Consider the following 20,216-nt stretch of genomic DNA (forward strand, 5'->3'; position numbering starts at 1 on the left):
CTACGTACTCGTGGCACCCCGGCTGCGGCTCCCCGCCGCACAGGGCGCCGACCTCCATCGCCCCACATCCCGCCGCCTCGGCGCCTGAAACCCCCGAAACCCCGACCGTGGAAACGCCGAGACCCGGGGGCTTGGGACCTGTCTGGGTGGGCTCCTTGGCAGCCATGGCGTAACCCTGCGGGCGTACGGCGGGAACGGGGGGGTCGCTTAGAGCTTCTCCAGGGGCGCGTAGGCGAGGAGGAGCGTCTTCTCGCCGCCCGAGCCGAAGTCGATCTTGACCTTGGTCTTGTCGCCGACGCCGTCCACCGTGACGACCGTCCCGAGGCCGAAGGCGTCGTGCGAGACGCGGTCGCCGGGGGTCAGCGTGGGCACCGTACGGCCGCCCTTCTTGGGGGCCGGAGCCTGCGCCGGCTCGCGCCGGGTGGCGGCCGACCAGGCGGACTTCTCCGGGTCAGTGCGCCAGTCGATCAGCTTGGCCGGCACCTCGCTCACGAAGCGGGAGGCGGGGTTGAACGAGGGCGCCCCCCACGAGCTGCGTACGGCCGCCCGCGTGATGTACAGGCGCTTCTGCGCGCGGGTGATGCCCACGTAGGCCAGGCGGCGCTCCTCCTCCAGCTCCTTCGGCTCGCCGAGCGACCTGATGTGCGGGAAGACGCCGTCCTCCATCGCCGTCAGGAAGACCACGGGGAACTCCAGCCCCTTGGCCGTGTGCAGCGTCATCAGCGTGACCACGCCCTGGCCGCCGTCGGCGTCGGGGATCTGGTCGGCGTCGGCCACCAGCGAGACCTGCTCGAGGAACTCCACCAGAGTCCCCTCAGGGTTGGCCTCCTCGAACTCGGCGGCCACCGAGATCAGCTCGTTGAGGTTTTCCAGCCTGGACTCGTCCTGCGGGTCTTCCGAGGCCTCGAGCTCGGCCCGGTAGCCGGTGGCGACCAGGATCTCCTCGGCCAGCGCGGACGGTGGCATGCCCTCCGCCTTGGCGATCAGCTCCTCGATCAGCGCCACGAACTCCCGCACGGCGTTCAGCGAGCGCGTGGCCATGCCGTACGCCTCGTCGGCCCTGCGCAGCGCGTCCCAGAAGGTGATGCCCTCGCGCGAGGACAGCGCCTCGACCATCGCCTCCGCGCGGTCGCCGATGCCGCGCTTGGGCACGTTGAGTATGCGCCGCATGGACACCACGTCGGCCGGGTTGGCCAGCACGCGCAGGTAGGCAAGCAGGTCCTTGACCTCCTTGCGCTCGTAGAAGCGCACGCCCCCGACCACCTTGTACGGCAGGCCGGTGCGGATGAAGATCTCCTCGAAGACGCGGGAGGCGGCGTTGGTGCGGTAGAAGACGGCCACGTCGCCTGGCTTGACGTCCTCCTCGTCGCTGAGCCTGTCGACCTCCTGGGCGACGAAGACCGCCTCGTCGTGCTCGTTGTCGGCCACGTAGCCCACGATCTTGGGGCCCTCGCCCTGGTCGGACCAGAGGTTCTTGGGTTTGCGGCCCTCGTTGCGGGAGATGACGGCGTTGGCGGCGTTGAGGATGTTCTGCGTCGAGCGGTAGTTCTGCTCGAGCAGGATCGTGCGGGCGTCGGGGTAGTCGCGCTCGAACTCCAGGATGTTGCGGATCGTCGCGCCGCGGAAGGCGTAGATCGACTGGTCGGCGTCACCCACGACGCACAGCTCGGACATGTCGGACCCGGAGCGGACCAGCTCGCCGTCGACGGTGCGCAGGTCAGGATGGCCGACCAGCTCCCTGATCAGGATGTACTGCGCGTGGTTGGTGTCCTGGTACTCGTCGACGAGCACGTGGCGGAAGCGCATCCGGTAGTGCTCGGCCACCTCGGGGAAGAGCTGGAAGAGCACCACCGTGTTCATGATGATGTCGTCGAAGTCCATCGCGCCGGCCTCGGTCAGCTTCAGCTGGTAGGCCTTGTACGCCTCGGCGAGCACCTTCTCCAGGTGGGAGCCCGCCTTGTCGAGCGCCGTCTCGTAGTCGACCAGCTCGTTCTTGAAGTTGCTGACCTGGGCGGAGAAGGACCTGGGCGGGTAGCGCTTGGGATCGAGATCCATCTCCCTGCAGACCATCGCCATCAGGCGCTGCGAGTCGGCCTGGTCGTAGATCGAGAAGCTGGAGGGGAAGCCGAGCCGCTTGGCCTCCCTGCGCAGGATGCGCATGCAGGCGCTGTGGAACGTCATCACCCACATCGCCTTCGAGCGCGCCCCGACCAGGCGGTCGATGCGCTCCTTCATCTCCTTGGCGGCCTTGTTGGTGAAGGTGATCGCCAGGATCTCGCCCGGATGGACCTTCCGCTCGGCCAGCAGGTAGGCGATGCGATGGGTGAGCACCCGCGTCTTCCCTGAACCCGCCCCCGCCACGATCAGCAGCGGGCTGCCGTGATGGATCACGGCCTCGCGCTGCTGCGGGTTGAGGCCGTCGAGCAAGGGGTGGTCGATCGAGACTTGGGTCGGCACGCACCTAGGTTAAGCCGCCCCACCGACAATCGCGGCCCTGTCTTCCCTCCCGGAGTACTTTCCTGCCGTACGGCGGGCCGTTTCCCCACGTCCCAGGGCCCTTGGCGCCTCATGTCCGGCGGCCCTCGACGCACAAGATCACGCGGGCGGGAAATGTGGTGGAATGGGATGCTCTGTGCGCCGGTTCTCCCAGAGGAGAAGCACTGGAGGAGAAAAGCATGCTCGCCGACAACGAGATCAACAGGGTGCTCACTGTGACCGCCCACCCTGACGACGTGGACTTCGGGGCCGCGGGATCAGTGGCACAGTTCGTCGACAGGGGCGTCGAGGTCACCTACCTGGTGGTCACGGACGGTGACGCGGGCGGCAACGAGCGCACCCTGGACAACTCGGGCATGGCCGAGTTGCGCCGCGTCGAGCAGACGGCGGCGGCCAAGGCCGTGGGCGTGACGGACCTCCGCTTCCTCGGCTACCCCGACGGCCGCGTGGAGTCCACACTCGACCTGCGACGCGACATCGCCCGCGTGATCCGCCAGGTACGCCCCGACGTGGTCATCACCCACCACCCCGACCGCAACTACCAGTTCGTCGCCCCCAGCCACCCCGACCATCGCGCCGTCGGCGGGGCCACGCTGGACGCCGTCTACCCCGACGCCAGGAACCCCTACGCCTTCCCCGAACTCGTCAAGGACGAGGGCCTGGACGCCTGGACCGTGCGCGAGGTCTGGCTCACGGGCGGCATGACCCCCAACCACTGGATCGACATCACCGACGTCATCGACCGCAAGCTCGCGGCCCTGCAGTCGCACGTCAGCCAGGTCGCCCACGTGGAGGGGTTCACCGACTTCGTCAAGACCCGCTTCGCCTCCTGGGCCGAACGCGCCGGCTTCCCCGAGGGCCACTACGCCGAGGGCTTCCAGATCGTCCCCACCGCGTGACCCTCTCCCTTTGATCGAGTACGGCGGGCGTTGATCCAGTACGGCGAGCCACCGCTCCCAGCCGCCCGCCGTACTCCGGCCGAGAACCCACGCCCGGCGCTTCCGGCGAGTCGATGCCACTCACCCGCCGTCACGCCGCTACGTTCTCCCGGCACCACGGTCCCCTGGCCCGCCGCCTTCGACGCCTCGTTACCCGGGCACCACAGCCCTGGACCCGCCACCCGGGACACGCCCCGGTATGCGGGCACCACGGTCGGTCTGACCCGCCGTACATCACGGATTCGTATGGCTAGGGCACGGATCCCGGTGGCACGACCCACAGCGACGGCTGCCCCGTGACCTCGGAGATGACGTCGAAGTCCCGGTCGTAGTGCAGCACCGTGGCTCCATGCACTTCCGCACACGCCGCGATCAGCAGATCCGCCGGGCTGACGCCCCGATGCTGGCTCCCTTTGACGAGCTCGCACTGCACCGCGGTCGCCCGCTCCAGCACCTGGTCGTCCACGGGCAGTTGGATGCACTGCCGCTGCGCACGGACGATGCGCTGGTAGTGAGGGAAGTCGCGGGCGCTGTAGCACACCTCGAGATCGATCACCGGGCAGGTGGCGATGACCTGCGCGACGAAGAGCGGGTGGAGTGCCCTGGCCACGGTGTCGCTGGTGCGGATGCGCGCCAGCGCGCTCTTGTCGAGGAGGTACATCACGCCGGTCGCGGCCACGCCCGATTCATGATCTCCGGATCCAGCAGATCCGGGCTGCCCTCCGTCCGCCAGAACTCGAACGCCTCGATCGCGCCCGCCCTTTCGTCCTCCCTGTCGAGGATCGCCTGCAGGGCTGTGTGCACCGTTTCCTTCATCGTCGTCGTGCCCAGTTTCTGCTGCACGGCCTCGAGGAGCTCCTTGTCGATGTCGATCACTGTACGCATGGCACACCACCTCCGTACCTCCAGAGTATATCAACTTTCGTGATCTTGATATACGCCTTGAGAAGACGCAGGCGAGACCGTAGAACGACGTCAAGAGCCCCCGCACGGCGCGTTCACGGCCGAGGTGGAGGATCGTCACTCCGGGTTGAAGGATCTTCACGATCAGAAGTACTCATGTACGGCGAGCCGCTCCCACCGGCCGCCGCCGCACTCCGGCTCAGGACCCGCGCCCGGCGCTTCCGGCGGTTCCGCGCGCTCCTCGGTTCCTGGGGGTTTGTCCCGCTTCCAGGTTCCGTGGGGTTTGTCCCGCTTCCGGCTTTCGGGGGGTTCGGCGCGCTTCCGGGTTCCGAGGGGTTTCAGGCGCCGGGGCGGTGGGATGTGGCGCGGTGGGGGCGGCGCCTTGTGCGGCGGGAACCACAGGCCGGGGGAGGCGGGTTGCGAAGGGGCGTAACGGCGACCAGCCATGCATCACCGGAGGAGCGTCTCCCTGGACAGAGCCCGGCCGGAGTACGGCGGGTGGGGGTAGCGGTGGCCCGCCGTACTCACAGGAAGCCTGTAGTCAGGAAAAACGCGTAGCCGAACGCACAGGAGGTCTGTAGTCAGGGAAAGCGCGTGGCCCTACCCGCAGAAGGCCGGTCATCAGGGGAATGTCGCGTCAGCTGTTCTTCCACTGGGACCAGGAGAGCTGCCAGAAGCCCCAGCCGTTGCGCCAGTCGAGCTTGCGCTTCGTGCCGGTGATCTTGACGACGTCACCGCGCTGTGCGATGCCGTAGTACCACTTGGCCCCGGCGGGGGTGGCGCGGACGCAGCCGTGGCTCTGGTTGGAGTGGCCGAGGTACTGGTAGTAGCCGGCGCTCTGGTGGAAGTACTCGCCGCTGTCGGAGATGCGGACCGCCCAGGGGATCTCCTCCTTGTAGTACCGGGGGTCCTTGGGGTCCGTGACGCCCATCCAGGCCGAGGTCATGGTCTCGACCCGCTTCTTGCCCATGGCCAGGTGGACGCCTGTGGTGGTGAGGTAGACGTCCACGCCGTTCTTGATCATGCCGCCGCGGCCCGCGCTGATCGGGATGGTCTTGGCGAGCTTGCCGTCGCGGTAGGCCTTGGCCAGGTGGGTGTGGGTGTTGACGTTGATGATGTTGGCCGTGCCGACGGCGAACGTGCGGCTCTGGTCCTTGGCGGCGGCGTTGCCGGGGATCTGGCTGAGGTGCGCGGTGAACTGCACCTTCTGGTGCGGGCGCCAGTACGTCTTGGTGCGGTAGACGACCTTGCGCGGGGTGATCCAGCGCCAGGCGCCCTCGACCGCCTTCTCCGGCACGACCTCGAGCGCGGCGACGGCGGCGTCCCTGTCCTTCACGTCGCGGTCGAACGTGACGATGATCGGGAAGCCGATCCCGACCTTCTCCTCGTCCGCGCCCATGGGAGTGATGTCGGCGATGTCGAGCTTCGGCTTGCCGGTCGCGGAGGCCGTGGGCGTGGGCGTCGGCGTGGGGTCGGCGGCGACGCGGTGGACCGCGGCCGCCTGGGCGATCCGCACGGGGGCCGTGGGCGCCGCGGTCGAGCAGGCGGCGAGGGTGGCCATGGCCAGGGCCACCCCGGCCAGCGTCCGGGGGAGGGGGATCAAGGGGTACTCCTGGGGCTTATGAGGTCACGCTTCCCTAATACAGACAACGGGAACGCGCCAACCGTCGAAGCCGCCGAGTAACGATCTCGCAACTAACCGAAGATCGCCTTGGGATCGCCGGTGTACCAGGCGTTGTCGATGCGCACGCGCCGCATGACCCAGCGGTCGCCGTCCCTGAGCAGGTCCACGTCGTAGAAGTTCTTCAGCAGCGCGAACGTGCCGTGGTCGGCGCTGAGCAGGTGCTGGGCCTCGACGAGCGCGGTGAGCGTGGCGGTGTCGCCGTCGATGCGCACGCGCGGGTTCGTGACCTGGTGCGTCGTGTCGACGCGGCCTTCGAACAAGGTGAGGATCGTGTCCACGATCGTGTCGCGGCCGACCATGACGGGGCTCGGCGCGCCCCACTTGGCGGAGGCGGGGCCGAAGTCCAGTTCGGCGTCCTCGGCGAAGGCCGAGGCGAACAGATCCCTGTCGCGCAGGTCCTGACCGAGGCCGAAACGGTAGAGCGCGTCGACGATCTCCACGCGGTCGAGCAGATGCTGATTGACGTCCATGACCACGAGGTTCCAGCTCGGGCGGACCAGGAACAACGCGTCATCGCGCAACCATCGTTAAATCAGGCTTATAGGCTGGCGGAATGCGTGTGCTGATCTCGGGTGGGGCCGGTTACATCGGGAGCACGGTCGCGTCGGCGTGCATGGACGCGGGCATCGAGCCCGTGATCCTGGACAGCCTGGTGACGGGGCGTGAGGAGTTCGCCGAGGGGAGGCGCTTCTACCGGGGCGACATCTCCGACGGCACCCTCATCGACACGATATTTCGGGAAAATCCGGATATCGGGGCGGTCGTGCACTGTGCCGCGCTGATCGTGGTCCCGGATTCCGTGGCCGATCCGGTCGGCTACTACCGGGCCAACGTCACCAAGAGCCTGGAGTTCACCGACCACCTCCTCCGCAACGGCTGCCGACGGATGATCTTCAGCTCGTCCGCCTCGATCTACCAGACCGGCGACGACTTCACCGTCGACGAGGACTCCCCGCTCGACCCGCAGAGCCCCTACGCCAGGACCAAGGCGGTCTGCGAGGGCATGTTCGCGGACATCTCGGCCACCCAGCCGATCAAGATCCTTTCGCTGCGCTACTTCAACCCGGTCGGCGCCGACCCGCAGATGCGCACCGGGCTCCAGCTGCGCCGGCCCAGCCACGCGCTGGGCAAGATGATCGAGGCACACGAGTACGGCACGCCCTTCCAGATCACGGGCACCGACTACCCCACCCGCGACGGGTCGGGGATCCGCGACTACATCCACGTCTGGGACCTGGCCCTGGCGCACGTGGCCGCGCTCGAACGCTTCGACGACCTGGGCGGCACCGCGGTGATCAACCTCGGCACCGGCGAGGGGACCACCGTGCGGGAGCTGGTCGACGCCTTCAACCGGGTCGCCGACCGGCCGATCGAGGTCGTGGAGACCCAGCGCAGGCCGGGCGACGCGGCGGGCGCCTACACCCGCAGCGACCGGGCCAAGCGCCTGCTGGGCTGGGAGGCGGGCTTCACCGTCGAGCAGGGCATCGGCCACTCGCTCCAGTGGGCCTCGATCAGGGACTCGCGCCTCACGTAGCGAAGAGGCGGTCCTTGACCGCGGGCAGCGCGTTGAGCGAGCCCTTCACCGCCGCGAGCCCCGACTCGGTCGCCGCCTCGTCGCGCGCACCGAGTCCTCCACCGCGGGTCAACATGACCGACCATCGCTGCACGGAGATCCTCTGGCGTACCGGACGGGCGAACCCCGGCCGTCTGGCGGGCATGTCGGCGGTGGCCATGGTCCTTTGCTCGGCAGGACCGGGCGGGTCTGATCGTGCGTGAGTCCGACACACGGGACCGTCGCAGGACCGTGGTCGGGCTGGTCGAGGGCGCGACGTGCTCGCCGAGCCTTCGGGGTGGTCGGGCGCTACGGCGAGCGGTCATCGATGTCCTGGAGGGCGAGGCGAGGAGGTTGCGGCGTGGCTGGGCCCGCAGTATTGTTCGTATGCGAAATGTTCGTATACGAAGAGAATCATGGACGCGGCTGAGGCAGCAGAGGCGGTAGGGCGGCTCTACCCGGCGGTCTACCGGCGCTTCAAGGCGACCAAGCGCCCGGTGCCCGGCGGCTCAGGGCTGACCACCCGCATGTACGCCGTCCTCAGTCACCTACGGGCCGCCGGCCCGCTGACGCTCGGCGAGCTGGCCGAGCACCTGCAACTGTCCAAGGCCGCCACGACCGAGCTGGTCAACCGCGTCGAAGAGCGCGGCCTCGTGGCCAGGATCAGGGACGAGCGTGACCGGCGACGCGTGTTCGTCTGGGTCACCGAAGAGGGGAGTACGGCTGCCGCCGCGGCATCGCCCCGGGTGCTGGAGGGGGATCTGCTGACGCTGGCCGTACAGCGGATGACGCCGCAGGAGCGCGAGGGGCTCGTGACCGGGCTGCGCGCCCTGCTCAGGGAGGAGTAGCGGTGAACTGCGAGAGCTGCGGAATGCCCATGGACACGGCCGAGGACCACGCGCCCGGCCATCCCGACAGCACCTGGTGCCGCCTGTGCAGCAAGCCCGACGGCTCGCTGCAGGACTTCGACGAGCGCTTCGAGCGCATGGTCCAGTGGCAGACCCAGCGCACAGGCCAGCCCCGCGCCGAGGCCGAGGAGGCGACGCGGGCCTACATGCGTGGGATGCCCGCCTGGCGCGACCATCCGAAGCTGGCGCTGTGAGGATCCTCGGGATCGACAACGTGCTGATCGGCGTCGGGGATCTCGTGCGGGCCAAACAGTTCTACGGCGGGCTGCTCGGGCTCCCGGAGAAGTTCTCGACGGACGAGCTCGCCCTCTACGCGATCGGGGACGAGAGGCCCGGCCTCCTCCTCCGCGTCCAGGACGTCCGGCCCGGCACGACCCGCGTCTGGCTGGAGGTCCCCGACGCTCGAACGGCCGCCGCCGGACTCGGCGGCGAGCCGTTCGAGATCTTCACGGGCTGGACGGTCGAACTCTCCGACCCATGGGGAAACATCATCGGCCTGACCGACTACACCAAGCGCCCAGACCTGGCCAGGCGGTTCTAGCCGAAGATCTTGCCGACGTCGCCGAGGATCTGCGGCGCCTCAGGAGCCTTCGAGTCGTCGCCGTTGGCGTCCTTGGGCTTGGTGGCGACCTGGTCGGCCGGCGGAGCCTGGATGACGACCTTGCCGCCCCAGCCGGTGAAGCGGGTGTCGACGCTGAACTGCGTCTTGCCGAAGCCACCGCCCGTGAACAGGGCGGTGGCGGGGTAGGAGGAGACGAGCCTGGTCGGCAAGCCCTTGGCGTCCACCGCCAGCTTCCAGGTGATCACGGACTTGAGCTGCTTGGCGTTCTGCTTCTGCAGCTCGAAGGCGGACCGCGCGTAGGGCGAGACCTTCCTGAGGTCGGCGAACGAGATCGAGCCCGAGTACCCGCCGCCGGTCGCCTTCGCGCCCTTGAGCAGGGTCTTGAGCGTGGTGGGCTCCGTGACGTTCAGCACCTGGCCGAAGGGGGCGAAGGCGCCACCGGGCAGGGAGACAGGGAGCTTGAGCCACGACTTGTCCTCAGGAACCATGAGGCCCCAGAAGCTGCCCGAGACGTAGGACTTGCGCCCGACCGTGACCACGTGCTCAGGCGTGGCCAGAGCCTTGGCCTCCTCGTCGTCGCCGAACAGGTCGGCGGGCAGGTTGTACTTGCTGGTGATGTCCGACGCGTTCACACCGGACTTACCGAACCCGTAGCTGCCGTTGCGCCGGACGAGAATTCCGCGCCGCTCGCCCTGGACCACCATGCCGCGGTCGACGAACGTGACGCCCTTGCCAGGGACGAACTGTTGCTTCACCGCGGCAACAGGGTCCTTGGTCGCCGCCTGCGCGGGGGTGGCGGCGATGGCGGTTGCGGCCGTGGCTAACGCCAGGCCGGCGAGGATTTTCTTCATGTGGTATTCCCTCGATTTGTATGCGAGCGAGGGGATCTTGCCAACCCAAGATCACGACAGCGTCTCGGGTCGAGAATCATTTATCACAATAAGTGTGAATATTTTGTGCAGGTGGGGCCCGTGGGACATAAAACGGACCCCACCTTGTGTATTACTGGTCGACCTTGCCCTCGTCGTCCGGCGGGACGATCACGATGTTGTGATCCACCGTGGGGGGCCGATAGTTCTTCTTGGTCAGGGCCTTGAAGTCCACGACCTCACTCGGATCCGGCGCCGTGATGGCGACGTCCGTGCCCCAGTCGGTGTAACGCGTCTCGGAGCTGACGGACATCGACAGCTTCTTGGTCACGGGCATCGTCCACGACGAGGCCACCCGCTTGACGAGCTTGTTCGAGTCCAGTGTGATGCGCCAGGAGACGACCACCTTGGACAGCTTGCCCTTGGGCTTCATGAGCGTCTGGTTGCGGAACATCGGGGAGACCTTGTACAGGTCCGCGAACGTGATCGTGCCGCGGTACTGGTCACCCTTGCGCTTGGCCGTCGCCAGCAGCGTCTTCAGCGTGGCGGGCTCGAAGACGTCGATCAGCTGATCCCCGGCGACCGCGCTGTACGGCGGCACGCCCGAAACGCTGACCCAGGTCTTGTCGTCCGGCAGCAGCGTGGAGAACAGGCCGCCGTTGACGTAGAGCTTGTTCCCCGAGCCGATCATGTAGAGCCGCTCGGTCAGCATGTCGACCGCGTCGGCCGTGTCCTCGTTGGTCTTTCCGACCTTCTCCAGGTCCTTGCGCAGCGCGGGAGTCATCACCGGAGTCCGGGTGTTCTCCACGGCCGCGACGCCCTTGGCGTCGAACCCGATGCGGCCTTCGCGGACGGCCCCCACGTACTCCTCGCGCCCGATCCAGGTCCGCGTCTTCTCGCTGATCTTCACCCCGTGCCCGGCGACGAACTGTTTCTTCAGTGCGTCGACCGGGTTCGCCGGCTTGGCTTCGGCCATCGCGGGAGCGGCCAGGGCGGCCGCCATCGCGGAGGCCGCCACACCGGCGGCGATCCATCGCCTCATTTGTGTGAATGCCCTTCTTTATGACGTCTCGTGAGATGGTGCACTAGTGAGATCACCGTCACATCACGGCACATCTGCGACCCGGTGACCTGGGCAGGTCGTGCATGGGGCTAGGCTTCACTGGCGGAAACGCCCGGCACGCACGGGATAGTGGCCCGGGCCGTCGAACATCAGTCGAACACAACAAGGACGGACCCTCGTGGACCTGTTCGAACATCAGGCGAAGGAGCTCTTCGCGGACTACGGCATCCCGGTGCCACGTGGCATCGTCGCCGACAACGTGGAGGCAGTGCGCGCGGCGGCCGAGCAGCTGACCGGCCGTGTCGTCGTCAAGGCCCAGGTGAAGACCGGTGGCCGCGGCAAGGCCGGAGGCGTGAAGGTGGCCGACGACGCCGCCGACGCCGTGCAGAAGGCCACCGCGATCCTGGGTATGGACATCAAGGGCCACACGGTCCACAAGGTGCTCGTGGAGGAGGCCAGCGCGATCGCGGAGGAGTACTACTTCTCCTTCCTGCTTGACCGCGCGAACCGTACCTTCCTCGCGATCTGCTCCGCCGCGGGCGGCATGGACATCGAAGAGGTCGCGCACAGCGCCCCCGAGAAGGTCGCGAAGGTGCCCGTCTCCGCGCTGACGGGTGTCGACCGCGCCAAGGCCCGCGAGATCGCGCAGGCCGGCGGCCTGCCGGAGAAGGCGCTCGACGGCGCCGCCGAGCTCGTCGAGAAGCTCTGGCACTGCTTCGTCGACGAGGACGCCACGCTGGTCGAGGTCAACCCGATGATCCTGTCGGCCGACGGCCAGGTGAAGGCGCTCGACGGCAAGGTCACCCTCGACGACAACGCCACGTTCCGTCAGAGTGACCACGCCAAGTTCGAGGACAAGGCGGCCGAGGACCCGCTCGAGGCCAAGGCCAAGGAGAAGGACCTCAACTACGTCAAGCTCGACGGCAACGTCGGCATCATCGGCAACGGCGCCGGCCTGGTCATGTCGACCCTCGACGTGGTCGCCTACGCCGGCGAGGCCTTCCCCGGCAAGCCGTCCCCCGCCAACTTCCTGGACATCGGCGGCGGCGCCAGCGCCGAGGTCATGGCCGCCGGCCTGGAGATCATCCTCTCCGACCCGTCGGTGAAGTCGATCTTCGTGAACGTCTTCGGCGGCATCACCTCCTGCGACGCGGTCGCCAACGGCATCGTCTCCGCCTTCGAACTGCTGCAGGGCCGCGGCGAGGCGGTGACCCACCCGCTGGTGGTCCGCCTCGACGGCAACAACGCGCTCCTCGGGCGGCAGATCCTGCAGGACGCCAAGCTCCCGCGCGTTGAGCTGGTAGACACGATGGACGAAGCGGCCAAGCGCGCCGCCGAGCTCGCGGCTGGGGTGTGAACGACATGGCTATCTGGCTCACGGAAAACAGCAAGATCATCGTCCAGGGCATGACCGGTAGCGAGGGCACCAAGCACGCCAAGCGCATGCTCGCCTCCGGCGCCCGGGTCGTGGGCGGCGTCAACGCCCGCAAGGCCGGCACCACCCACCTCGACCTGCCCGTGTTCGGCACGGTCAAGGAGGCCATGGAGCAGACCGGCGCCGACGTGTCGGTCGTCTTCGTGCCCCCGGCCTTCACCAAGGACGCGGTCAAGGAGGCCGTCGACGCCGAGATCCCGCTCTGCGTCGTCATCACCGAGGGCATTCCGGTCCACGACTCGACCGAGTTCTGGGCCTACGCCGTCGCCAAGGGCAACAAGACCCGCATCATCGGCCCGAACTGCCCGGGCATCGCCTCGCCCGGCGCCTCCAACGCCGGCATCATCCCCGCCGACATCACCACCGCCGGTCGCATCGGCCTGGTGTCCAAGTCCGGCACGCTGACCTACCAGCTCATGTACGAGCTGCGCGACTTCGGCTTCTCCACCGCGGTCGGCATCGGCGGCGACCCGGTCATCGGCACCACGCACATCGACGCCCTGCAGGCCTTCCAGGAGGACCCGGGCACCGACGCGATCGTCATGATCGGCGAGATCGGCGGCGACGCCGAGGAGCGTGCCGCCGCCTACATCGAGCAGCACGTCACCAAGCCGGTCGTCGCCTACGTCGCGGGCTTCACCGCCCCCGAGGGCAAGACGATGGGCCACGCCGGCGCCATCGTCTCCGGCTCGGCCGGCACCGCCCAGGCCAAGAAGGAGGCCCTGGAGAAGGTCGGCGTCCGCGTCGGCAAGACCCCCTCCGAGACCGCCCGCCTCATGCGCGAGATCATGCAGTCCCGCTGAATCTCCCGGCAAAGCCCCGCGCAAGCTCGCCGCGCGGGGCTTTCCCATTGCCTGGCCCGTACGGCAGGCCGCCCCACCGCCACCCGCCGCACTTCGGCCGGGCTCTGTCCAGGGGGACGCTCCTCCGGCGATGCGTGGCCGGCCGCCGCTACGACGCACGGAACCCGCCTGGACGGTTTCGAACCCACGGCGCCTTCCTGGTGCAGGGGGCAACCCACGGCGGTTTCCCGCGCCGGGGTCGGCGAGGAGAGGTACGGCGGTTGTCCGGCGCCTGTACGGCGAGCAGGGGGGACCGTGGTGCCCGCATCACGGAGCGCCGTGACGGCGAGCAAGCGTCATCGACTCGCCGGAAGCGCCGGACGCGGGTCCTCAGCCGGAGTGCGGCGGGCGGCCGGGTTCGGGGGCTTGCCGTACAACAGACGGTTGTAGGGCTTGCCGTACAACGGACGGTTGCGGGGGCTTGCCGTACAACGGACGGATGCGGGGGCTTGCCGTACAGCAGACGGGTTCGGGGGCTTGCCGTACAACAGAAAAGCAGCCGATTTCATGGAGATATGGCCCCGTGCGGCGCGGCAAGGCTTCAAGAGAAGGAAAAGTTGAGAAAATCAAACCTGTGACGGCGCTTCTCGACCAGCTGCGGACGGCCCCCAAGTCGGTCCTCAGCAAGATCCCCGGGGTCACAGGAGACGACGACGAGTCCAGGCGTCCGCTCCCGGTGTCCGGCATGCTCGCCGCGGCGGCGACGCTGGGCGTCGGGCTGGCCGCGCTGACCACGCTCACCCTGGTCGGGTGGATCGCCGCGCCCAAGGGCACGCTCGGCTCCGGGCTTCCCGGGGTGTTCAGGACGGCGGCGCAGGTGTGGCTGGCCGCCCACCACGCGGGCTTCGCGATCCCCGGCGGGCGCGTCGGGCTGCTGCCGCTCGGGCTGACCGTGCTGCCGGCCGTCCTGCTCTACCGCGCGGGCCGGTGGATGGCGCGCGACGCCGACCTGCGGTTGCGGCTGCCCGCCAGGCTGCCCAAGAACAGCCCGCGCGAGAAGGCCAGCGCCAGGCGGCGCGCCCAGTTGGTGCTCGTGGTGCAGGCGGGGGTGTCGCTGGCGGCGCCGTACGCGCTGCTGGCCGGGCTGATCGCGCTCGTGGCGCGCAACGAGATCACCCAGCCGTTCATCGGCGAGGCGCTGCTGAGCCATTTCGTGCTGGCGTTCCTGGCCGGCGCGCTGGCGACCGCGCGCACGATCGGGCCGTGGGGGGCGATGCTGCGCCTGCTGCCCGAGCGGGTGCGCGCCGTGACCGTCGGCACCGCGGTGGCGACCGCGATCCTGCTCGCCACGGGGCTGCTGCTGGTGCTCGCGGCGCTCGTGGTGAACTTCGGCCAGGTCAGGGACCTGACCAGCGTGCTGTCGCCCGGGTTCGTGGGCGGGCTGCTGCTTCTGCTGATCCAGGTGCTCTACCTGCTCAACGCGGTCGTGTGGGGATCGGCGTACATCGCGGGACCCGGGTTCGCCGTCGGCTCGGGGACGTTGGTCGCGCCCACCGGGGTGCAGCTCGGCACCGTACCGAGCCTGCCGATGCTGGGGGCGCTGCCCGACAGCGGCTCCGTGCCCGGCTGGGTGATGGCCGTCATCGCGCTGCCGTTCCTGGCCGGGGCCGTGGCGGGCGTCATGGTGGCGCGGATCTCGCCGTCGCCGTCCTACGAGGCCGCGCCCCTGTGGGGCCTGGTCACCGGGGTGACCACCGGCCTGGCGAGCGGGGTGCTCGCCGCGCTGTCCGGCGGCCCGATCGGCGCCGGACGCCTGGCCGCCATCGGCCCGTCGCCCTGGGAGGTGGCCGTGTCGGTGGCGCTCGAGGTGGGCGTCGCCGCCGGCATCTCCGCCGGGGTCACCAACCTGCTGCTCCTCAACCGCCGCGCCCGCGCCCCGCTCGACAAGGCCGCCGCTCCGGTCCGCGCCGCCGGGGCGGCCATCGCGCGTGCCGCCAGCAAGGTGGGCCTGGCCGAATCGGACGCCAAGCCGCTGCCCGGCCACTGGATGGACGCCACCGAAGCCGACACCCAGCCCATCCCGGTCATCCGCGACGACTGGCAGGACGAGCACGCCTCGGCCGCCTCCCTCGACACCGACCCGGAAACCCGGCCGGAGCCCCGCGAACCACGCAAGGACATCGTCGACGAATCCGACGACCGCGGCGGCCACGTCATCTACGTCGACCCGTACGCCTGGGACCGCGACCGCGACTAGCCCTCGCCTCTCGCCCGCGCTCTTCTTGCAGGGCGCTCTTCTCGTACCGCGGGCTTCTTGTACGGCGGGCTCCTTGTACCGCGGGCTTCTGGTACAACGCTCCTCTTGTACGGCAAGCCACCGCCACCGGCCGCCCGCCGTACTGCGGCCGAGGACCCGCGCCCGGCGCTCCCGGCGAGTCGAGGCCGCTCACCCGCCGTCACGACCACCTGTGACCTGCGATTGCCTATGCGTGGGAGATGACGACCTTGCCGAAGGCCTCGTCGAGGGGGAAGGCGCGGTCGACGACGTGGCGCAGGCGGTTGGCGGTGATGGCCTGACTCATCGCCAGGAACCGTGCCCGGCTCCCGACGGCGAGAGCTCGCACGGTCGCTCCAGAGGCGAACAGCACACGGGCCGCTGGTTCCGCTGCTGCACCGGTGCTGAGTTAAGGACACGGAGGACGGAACGGAGTGTCCGAGGCGTACTTGTGCCACTCCGTTTCCGTCATCGGGTCTCCAGCGCTCGCGCAGATCCGCGTCGCGATCCGGCTCACGTCGGTGTCCCAGAGCCGGACCGCGCCGCTCGCCGAGGCCAGCGTGCGGCCGTCGGAGGCGAACGCGAGGATCCAGTTCGCCGCCCCCGTCGTGTGCAGAACCACCCGCGTGGATGGTGTGCCAGTTTTGCCGAGGTCCCAGATCCAGGTCTCGCCCGCGCCCGTCCCGGCCGCGAGCGTGCGCCCGTCCGACCCGTACGCCAGGGCGAACACCCGGCCGTCCGGGCCGGTGAGGGGCTTGCCGGTCAGCCGGGGATGCCGGGGGTCGCGCAGGTCCCACAGCCGGATCGCACCCGACGCGTTGCCGCTCGCGAGCGCGCCCCCGCCCGGGTTGAACGCCACCGAGTACACGTCGTCGCCCGGCACGGTCGGAAGCGGCCGCAACGCGACCGGCGCGCGCGGATCGCTGACGTCCCACAGTGCCACCACCCCGGCCTGGGTGGCGGCGGCGAGCGTATGACCGTCCGGACTGAACGCGATCATAAAGATGAACCCGGCGGCCGGCGTCAGCGCGGGCAACCGCCTCGGCGCGCGTGGCTCGGTCACGTCCCAGAGCTGGACCGTGCCGTCGTCGCCCGCCGCCGCGAGCAGTCGCCCTCCGGGGCCGAACTGGACGCTCTCGATAAGCGCAGTCGCCCCGGTCAGCGGCTCGCCGAGCCGTACCGGATGGTGGGGATCGGTGATGTCCCACAGCACGACGACGTTTCCGGTGCGGGTCCCGGCGGCCAGGAGCCCCCCGTCCGGCCGCAGCGCCACGTTGCCGCCCATCCGGTCATACCCGAGAGGCGCGGCCAGCGGGGGGCCGATCGGTGCCGGGCGTTGATGGTCGGTGACGTCCCACAGCCGGACGACCTCGCCAGAGGCGGCGAGTATGTTGCCGCCCAGCCGGAACGCGACCGTGGTGATCGGGTGCGAGCCACTCGGGATCTGCGGCCCCGGCAGCGTCCACAGCCGTACGACGCTGTCGGCGCTGTTGGTGACCAGTGTCCGGTCGTCACGGTAGGCGACAGCGGTGACCGGCTCGGGATGCGCCAGCGTCTGCGTGACCTCGCCGGTTGTCAGATCCCACAGCCGGGTCGTGTTGTCGGCGCTGCCCACTGCCATCGTGTCGCCGTTGAACGCGATTGCATTCACCCACGCGCCGACCCCGCCGGTCAGCGGCTTGCCGACCGCGGCCGCCGCGCTCGTGGTCTCCCATCGGCGTACAGAACCGTCGTTGCATCCGGCGGCGAGCAGCGTGCCGCCGGGCCGGAACGCGACGACGTTCACCCTGGTGGGCACCCGGATCAGGGGAAGCGCACGGTCAGAGCGCCAGAGTTGGACCGCGCCCTCGGTGCCGACGTGCAGTCCCGCCGCCAGGACCCCGCCATCCGCCCGAAACGCCAGCGACCGTACGGAACCATCCGCCACGACGGGCAGCGCCGCGAGCGGCGTATGACGCGCGAGATCGGTGACATCCCACCGGTAGACCAACGCCCCTCCGGCGGCCAGCGTCCGCCCATCGGGGCTGAACGCGAGCGCGAACACGGTGTCTGCCGGACCCGTGAGCGGCGTGCCGATTGGTGTCGGCGACAACGGGTTGGCGACGTTCCAGAGGCGTACCGAATGATCGACACCGGCCGTGGCCAGCGTCCGGCCGTCGGGGCTGAACGCCGCCGCGTACACCGCGTCGGTGTGCCCACGCAGCGGCGCCCCGACCCGTCGCGGCCGGGCCGGGTCGGCCAGCGACCACAGCAGCACGCTCGGGTCCCGCCCGTCCGCGCCCGCCGCGGCCATCAGATCGCCGCGCGGCGAGACCACCAACGCCTGCAGGACCCCGCCTGGCCGTACCGCCCGGGTGACCGACGGCGTCCCTGAGATCTCCATGAGCCCCGAACGGGCCTCCACCGTCGGCGAGATCCGGTAGGCGGCGACCGCGAGCTGCGCGGCCAGCGCCGGATCGCTGTCGCGCAACCGGTTGGCCGTGACCGCGAGCTGCCGCGACACCGCGATGTCCCTGGTCTGGTCGGCCTCGGCGCGCTGCACCTGCGAGTACACGGCGAGCCCGACCGTGAACAGCGTTAGCGCGACTAGCGCGGCCAGCAGCCGGTGCAGCCGCCGGGTGCGCCAGCGTTCGGTCGCGGCCTGTGCCTCCACCTGTTCGACGCTGGCGTCGAGGAACTCGCGTTCCAGCGGGTTGAGGTCGTCGCGATGCTCGGCCGCCCACTCGCGTGCTGCGTCCAACCGGCCGCCCCGATAGAGCGCGCCGGGTTCGCGGTTGCCCGCCTGCCACGCCTGCGCGGCTTCGGTGAGCTGCCGGTGGGCGCGCAGCCCCGCCCGGTCGCTGTCGATCCACGAGCGCAGCCGCGGCCAAGCAGCGAGTAGCGCCTCGTGGCTGATCTGCACGGTGTCGGCGTCGACCGTCAGCAGCCGCCGCCCGACGAAACAGTCCAGCACGTGATCAAGGTCGTCGGACGGCAGCTCGGACATCTCGACCCGGCGGCGGGTGTCGGCCGTGTCGGCGCCGATGTGGATCAGCCGGATGAACAGCCGCCGGGCCACCTCCCGCTGCTCCTCGGTGAGGTCGGCGTAGACGTCTTCGGCGGTCCGGGCGACGGCGCTGTCGAGCCCGCCGCTCGCCCGGTAGTCCTCGACGGTCAGTACCCGGCCCCGGCGGTGCTCCCAAGTTGTCAGCAGCGTGTGCGACAGCAGCGGAAGCGCGCCCTCGCTGACGTCGCGTATCACGAGCTCGACCAGCCCGTCCTCGATGTCGAGCTGGGCGCGCCGGGCCGGTCCCTCGATGACCGACCGCAGTTCGGCCTCGGTCATCGGCCCGACCACGACCTGGTTGGCTTGCAACGCCGACGCCAGCCGGGGGTCGCGTAGCGCGCGCGGGTAGAAGTCGGCGCGCATGCCGAGCACAACCGTGCCGGGGTGGGCACGGAGCGCTTCGATGAACGCCGACCGTTCCGCTTCGTCGGAGCAGGCGGTGAAGACCTCCTCGAACTGGTCGACGATCACGACGTCGGCCGGGGAGGACCGCGCTAGCTCGCGCATCGGGTGCGCGCCCGGGCACAGCAGCGCCCACGGCATCTTCAGCCGGGCGATGAGCCCGGCGCGCAGCAGCGACGACTTGCCCGAGCCCGACGGCCCTACGGCGACGATCATCGTGCCGGGAGTCCCGTCGATGCGACCGAGCAGCTCGCGGGTCAGCGCGTCACGGCCGAAGAACCAGTCGGCATGCTCAGGCTGGAAACACTCCAGTCCCCGGTACGGCACGGCCTCCGAACCAGCCCGGCGGCCCGGCAACCGCCGCACGCGAAGCAGCGCGCGCATCCATCGTTCGCGGGCGGCGGGATCGCGTACCCCGCACGCGATGAGCACGTTCTCGAACTGCGCCGTCTGGGCGGCCAGCGGCAGGTTCGCGCCGCGGAACCACCCGCCGAGCGTGCCGAATGGGACGCCGACCGCCTTGCCGAGGTCTCTGATCGTCTTTCCGGCCTGATGGCGAAGCAGCGTGAGCTCCCGCGCGAGGTGTTCGCGTGTGACGACCCGGTCCGGGTCTGCATCCTCTGTCACGGGAGCCGATCCTGCCGGACTTTGTGCGACTTTGTGCGGCTATTCGGCGGGAGCCTAGTCCGGTCTGCGACGACGCCCTTAACTGGGCACGGTCCCCTCAATTCGCACAAGGATTCGCACAGGGAGAGGGTCGTTTTGTTACGACAAAGAACGTTGGCGGCGGTGCTGATGACCGTCCTTATGAGCCTCGGGATCGTGGTCGCCGAGGCGCCGCCCAGCATGGCCGCCGTCGGCTGCACCTACGCCGGCTGTACCGGCAAGGACCCCAGCGCCATGAACTGCGGTTCGACGAGCAACGCCGACTACCAATGGGTGTCCGGCGGTAGCTACCGATCTTACAGCTGGTATCTGCGCTACTCCGGCAACTGTCACGCGTACTGGACGCGGATGGTGAAAGGTGACTGCGCCACGATCCAGAACGCGGACTACTACATGCGGATCGAATCTGAGCTAGCGACGCCGTACGGCTGGTATCGGTCGCACGTGCAGTCGAAGAAGCACGTCAAGGGCTGCGATGGCACCGACTGGACCCGGATGATCGCCTGGGAGGCGAACTCCCGCTATCGCATGTGCGTGGCAACGATCTGGCCCCCGACCTCCACCGACCTGGTCTCCACCATCGCCGACAGCGACTGGTCGTGCTGGGACTGGAATTACTCCTGACCTTCGAGGGG

Annotated in this window: 19 protein-coding genes; 9 read left to right on the forward strand and 10 right to left on the reverse strand. The window is 69.4% G+C overall.

All coding sequences use genetic code 11. The features are described 5' to 3' along the window. Positions 1–207: 207 nt before the first annotated feature. A complete protein-coding gene (gene pcrA / locus KIK09_RS51845; RefSeq protein ID WP_504740308.1) occupies positions 208–2,457 on the reverse strand; it encodes a DNA helicase PcrA in 2,250 nt (749 codons plus the stop codon). Positions 2,458–2,675: 218 nt separating this feature from the next. On the opposite strand from pcrA, the gene KIK09_RS51850 reads away from it, so the two are divergent. Further along, entirely contained in the window at positions 2,676–3,395 is a 720-nt protein-coding gene (locus KIK09_RS51850) for a PIG-L deacetylase family protein (protein WP_214326999.1), read from the forward strand. 289 nt (positions 3,396–3,684) lie between these two features. Here the strand turns inward: KIK09_RS51850 and KIK09_RS51855 are convergent, their stop codons facing one another. From KIK09_RS51855 to KIK09_RS51870, 4 genes are all read right to left on the reverse strand, one after another. Continuing rightward, positions 3,685–4,113 (reverse strand): PIN domain nuclease, encoded by a 429-nt coding sequence (locus KIK09_RS51855; protein WP_214327000.1) that lies wholly within the window; start codon positions 4,111–4,113, stop codon positions 3,685–3,687. Beyond that, positions 4,095–4,310, reverse strand: a complete 216-nt coding sequence (locus tag KIK09_RS51860; RefSeq protein ID WP_214327001.1) for a type II toxin-antitoxin system VapB family antitoxin — start codon at positions 4,308–4,310, stop codon at positions 4,095–4,097. Before KIK09_RS51860 ends, KIK09_RS51855 begins: the two co-directional genes overlap by 19 nt. 664 nt (positions 4,311–4,974) lie before the next feature. After that, positions 4,975–5,940 (reverse strand): L,D-transpeptidase, encoded by a 966-nt coding sequence (locus KIK09_RS51865; protein ID WP_214327002.1) that lies wholly within the window; start codon positions 5,938–5,940, stop codon positions 4,975–4,977. Positions 5,941–6,032: 92 nt separating this feature from the next. Continuing rightward, on the reverse strand, positions 6,033–6,491 hold the full coding sequence (locus KIK09_RS51870; protein ID WP_214327003.1) for a nuclear transport factor 2 family protein: 459 nt from the start codon (positions 6,489–6,491) through the stop codon (positions 6,033–6,035). A gap of 83 nt (positions 6,492–6,574) precedes the next feature. Here KIK09_RS51870 and galE point away from each other — a divergent pair, with 83 nt between their 5' ends. Further along, positions 6,575–7,555 carry a UDP-glucose 4-epimerase GalE gene (gene galE / locus KIK09_RS51875; protein WP_214327004.1) on the forward strand — a complete coding sequence of 327 codons (981 nt, stop codon included), beginning with the start codon at positions 6,575–6,577 and terminating at the stop codon, positions 7,553–7,555. Here the strand turns inward: galE and KIK09_RS59775 are convergent. After that, the gene (locus KIK09_RS59775; RefSeq protein WP_275956583.1) at positions 7,548–7,670 is read right to left on the reverse strand and encodes a hypothetical protein; all 123 of its coding nucleotides are present in this window, start codon (positions 7,668–7,670) and stop codon (positions 7,548–7,550) included. The genes galE and KIK09_RS59775 overlap by 8 nt on opposite strands. A gap of 319 nt (positions 7,671–7,989) precedes the next feature. Here KIK09_RS59775 and KIK09_RS51880 point away from each other — a divergent pair, with 319 nt between their 5' ends. The 3 genes from KIK09_RS51880 to KIK09_RS51890 are packed head-to-tail and all read left to right on the forward strand — an operon-like array spanning position 7,990 to position 9,022. Then, entirely contained in the window at positions 7,990–8,421 is a 432-nt protein-coding gene (locus KIK09_RS51880; protein WP_214327005.1) for a MarR family winged helix-turn-helix transcriptional regulator, read from the forward strand. Positions 8,422–8,423: 2 nt separating this feature from the next. Continuing rightward, positions 8,424–8,675 carry a zinc ribbon domain-containing protein gene (locus KIK09_RS51885; protein ID WP_214327006.1) on the forward strand — a complete coding sequence of 84 codons (252 nt, stop codon included), beginning with the start codon at positions 8,424–8,426 and terminating at the stop codon, positions 8,673–8,675. Beyond that, positions 8,672–9,022, forward strand: coding sequence for a VOC family protein (locus KIK09_RS51890; RefSeq protein WP_214327007.1), 351 nt, complete (start codon positions 8,672–8,674; stop codon positions 9,020–9,022). Before KIK09_RS51885 ends, KIK09_RS51890 begins: the two co-directional genes overlap by 4 nt. Here KIK09_RS51890 and KIK09_RS51895 read toward each other — a convergent pair. Next, the gene (locus KIK09_RS51895; protein WP_214327008.1) at positions 9,019–9,894 is read right to left on the reverse strand and encodes a hypothetical protein; all 876 of its coding nucleotides are present in this window, start codon (positions 9,892–9,894) and stop codon (positions 9,019–9,021) included. The genes KIK09_RS51890 and KIK09_RS51895 overlap by 4 nt on opposite strands. Before the next feature lie 151 nt (positions 9,895–10,045). Further along, positions 10,046–10,954, reverse strand: coding sequence for a hypothetical protein (locus tag KIK09_RS51900; protein ID WP_214327009.1), 909 nt, complete (start codon positions 10,952–10,954; stop codon positions 10,046–10,048). Positions 10,955–11,153: 199 nt separating this feature from the next. Here KIK09_RS51900 and sucC point away from each other — a divergent pair, with 199 nt between their 5' ends. The 3 genes from sucC to KIK09_RS51915 all read left to right on the forward strand — a co-directional run bounded on the left by sucC (position 11,154) and on the right by KIK09_RS51915 (position 15,449). Beyond that, on the forward strand, positions 11,154–12,332 hold the full coding sequence (gene sucC / locus KIK09_RS51905; protein WP_214327010.1) for an ADP-forming succinate--CoA ligase subunit beta: 1,179 nt from the start codon (positions 11,154–11,156) through the stop codon (positions 12,330–12,332). A gap of 5 nt (positions 12,333–12,337) precedes the next feature. Further along, positions 12,338–13,213 carry a succinate--CoA ligase subunit alpha gene (gene sucD / locus KIK09_RS51910; RefSeq protein WP_214327011.1) on the forward strand — a complete coding sequence of 292 codons (876 nt, stop codon included), beginning with the start codon at positions 12,338–12,340 and terminating at the stop codon, positions 13,211–13,213. A gap of 613 nt (positions 13,214–13,826) precedes the next feature. After that, the gene (locus KIK09_RS51915; protein WP_214327012.1) at positions 13,827–15,449 is read left to right on the forward strand and encodes a cell division protein PerM; all 1,623 of its coding nucleotides are present in this window, start codon (positions 13,827–13,829) and stop codon (positions 15,447–15,449) included. A 226-nt stretch (positions 15,450–15,675) separates the two neighbouring features. Here the strand turns inward: KIK09_RS51915 and KIK09_RS51920 are convergent, their stop codons facing one another. Both KIK09_RS51920 and KIK09_RS60425 read right to left on the reverse strand, forming a co-directional pair. Beyond that, positions 15,676–15,816, reverse strand: a complete 141-nt coding sequence (locus tag KIK09_RS51920) for a hypothetical protein (protein WP_214327013.1) — start codon at positions 15,814–15,816, stop codon at positions 15,676–15,678. Between the two features lie 60 nt (positions 15,817–15,876). Next, entirely contained in the window at positions 15,877–19,542 is a 3,666-nt protein-coding gene (locus KIK09_RS60425; RefSeq protein WP_214327014.1) for an nSTAND1 domain-containing NTPase, read from the reverse strand. A 153-nt stretch (positions 19,543–19,695) separates the two neighbouring features. Here KIK09_RS60425 and KIK09_RS51930 point away from each other — a divergent pair, with 153 nt between their 5' ends. Further along, the gene (locus KIK09_RS51930; protein ID WP_214327015.1) at positions 19,696–20,205 is read left to right on the forward strand and encodes a DUF2690 domain-containing protein; all 510 of its coding nucleotides are present in this window, start codon (positions 19,696–19,698) and stop codon (positions 20,203–20,205) included. Positions 20,206–20,216 lie beyond the last annotated feature (11 nt).

It is taken from the genome of Nonomuraea sediminis, assembly GCF_018531495.1.
Lineage (GTDB): Bacteria > Actinomycetota > Actinomycetes > Streptosporangiales > Streptosporangiaceae > Nonomuraea > Nonomuraea sediminis.

Bases quoted from the DNA above. Each gene is read 5' to 3' on its own strand.
- KIK09_RS59775 (WP_275956583.1), bottom strand. From the start codon at position 7,670: ATGTTGACCCGCGGTGGAGGACTCGGTGCGCGCGACGAGGCGGCGACC.
- KIK09_RS51900 (WP_214327009.1), bottom strand. From the start codon at position 10,954: ATGAGGCGATGGATCGCCGCCGGTGTGGCGGCCTCCGCGATGGCGGCC.
- sucD (WP_214327011.1), top strand. From the start codon at position 12,338: ATGGCTATCTGGCTCACGGAAAACAGCAAGATCATCGTCCAGGGCATG.
- KIK09_RS51850 (WP_214326999.1), top strand. From the start codon at position 2,676: ATGCTCGCCGACAACGAGATCAACAGGGTGCTCACTGTGACCGCCCAC.
- galE (WP_214327004.1), top strand. From the start codon at position 6,575: ATGCGTGTGCTGATCTCGGGTGGGGCCGGTTACATCGGGAGCACGGTC.
- KIK09_RS51895 (WP_214327008.1), bottom strand. From the start codon at position 9,894: ATGAAGAAAATCCTCGCCGGCCTGGCGTTAGCCACGGCCGCAACCGCC.
- KIK09_RS51870 (WP_214327003.1), bottom strand. From the start codon at position 6,491: ATGGACGTCAATCAGCATCTGCTCGACCGCGTGGAGATCGTCGACGCG.
- KIK09_RS51880 (WP_214327005.1), top strand. From the start codon at position 7,990: ATGGACGCGGCTGAGGCAGCAGAGGCGGTAGGGCGGCTCTACCCGGCG.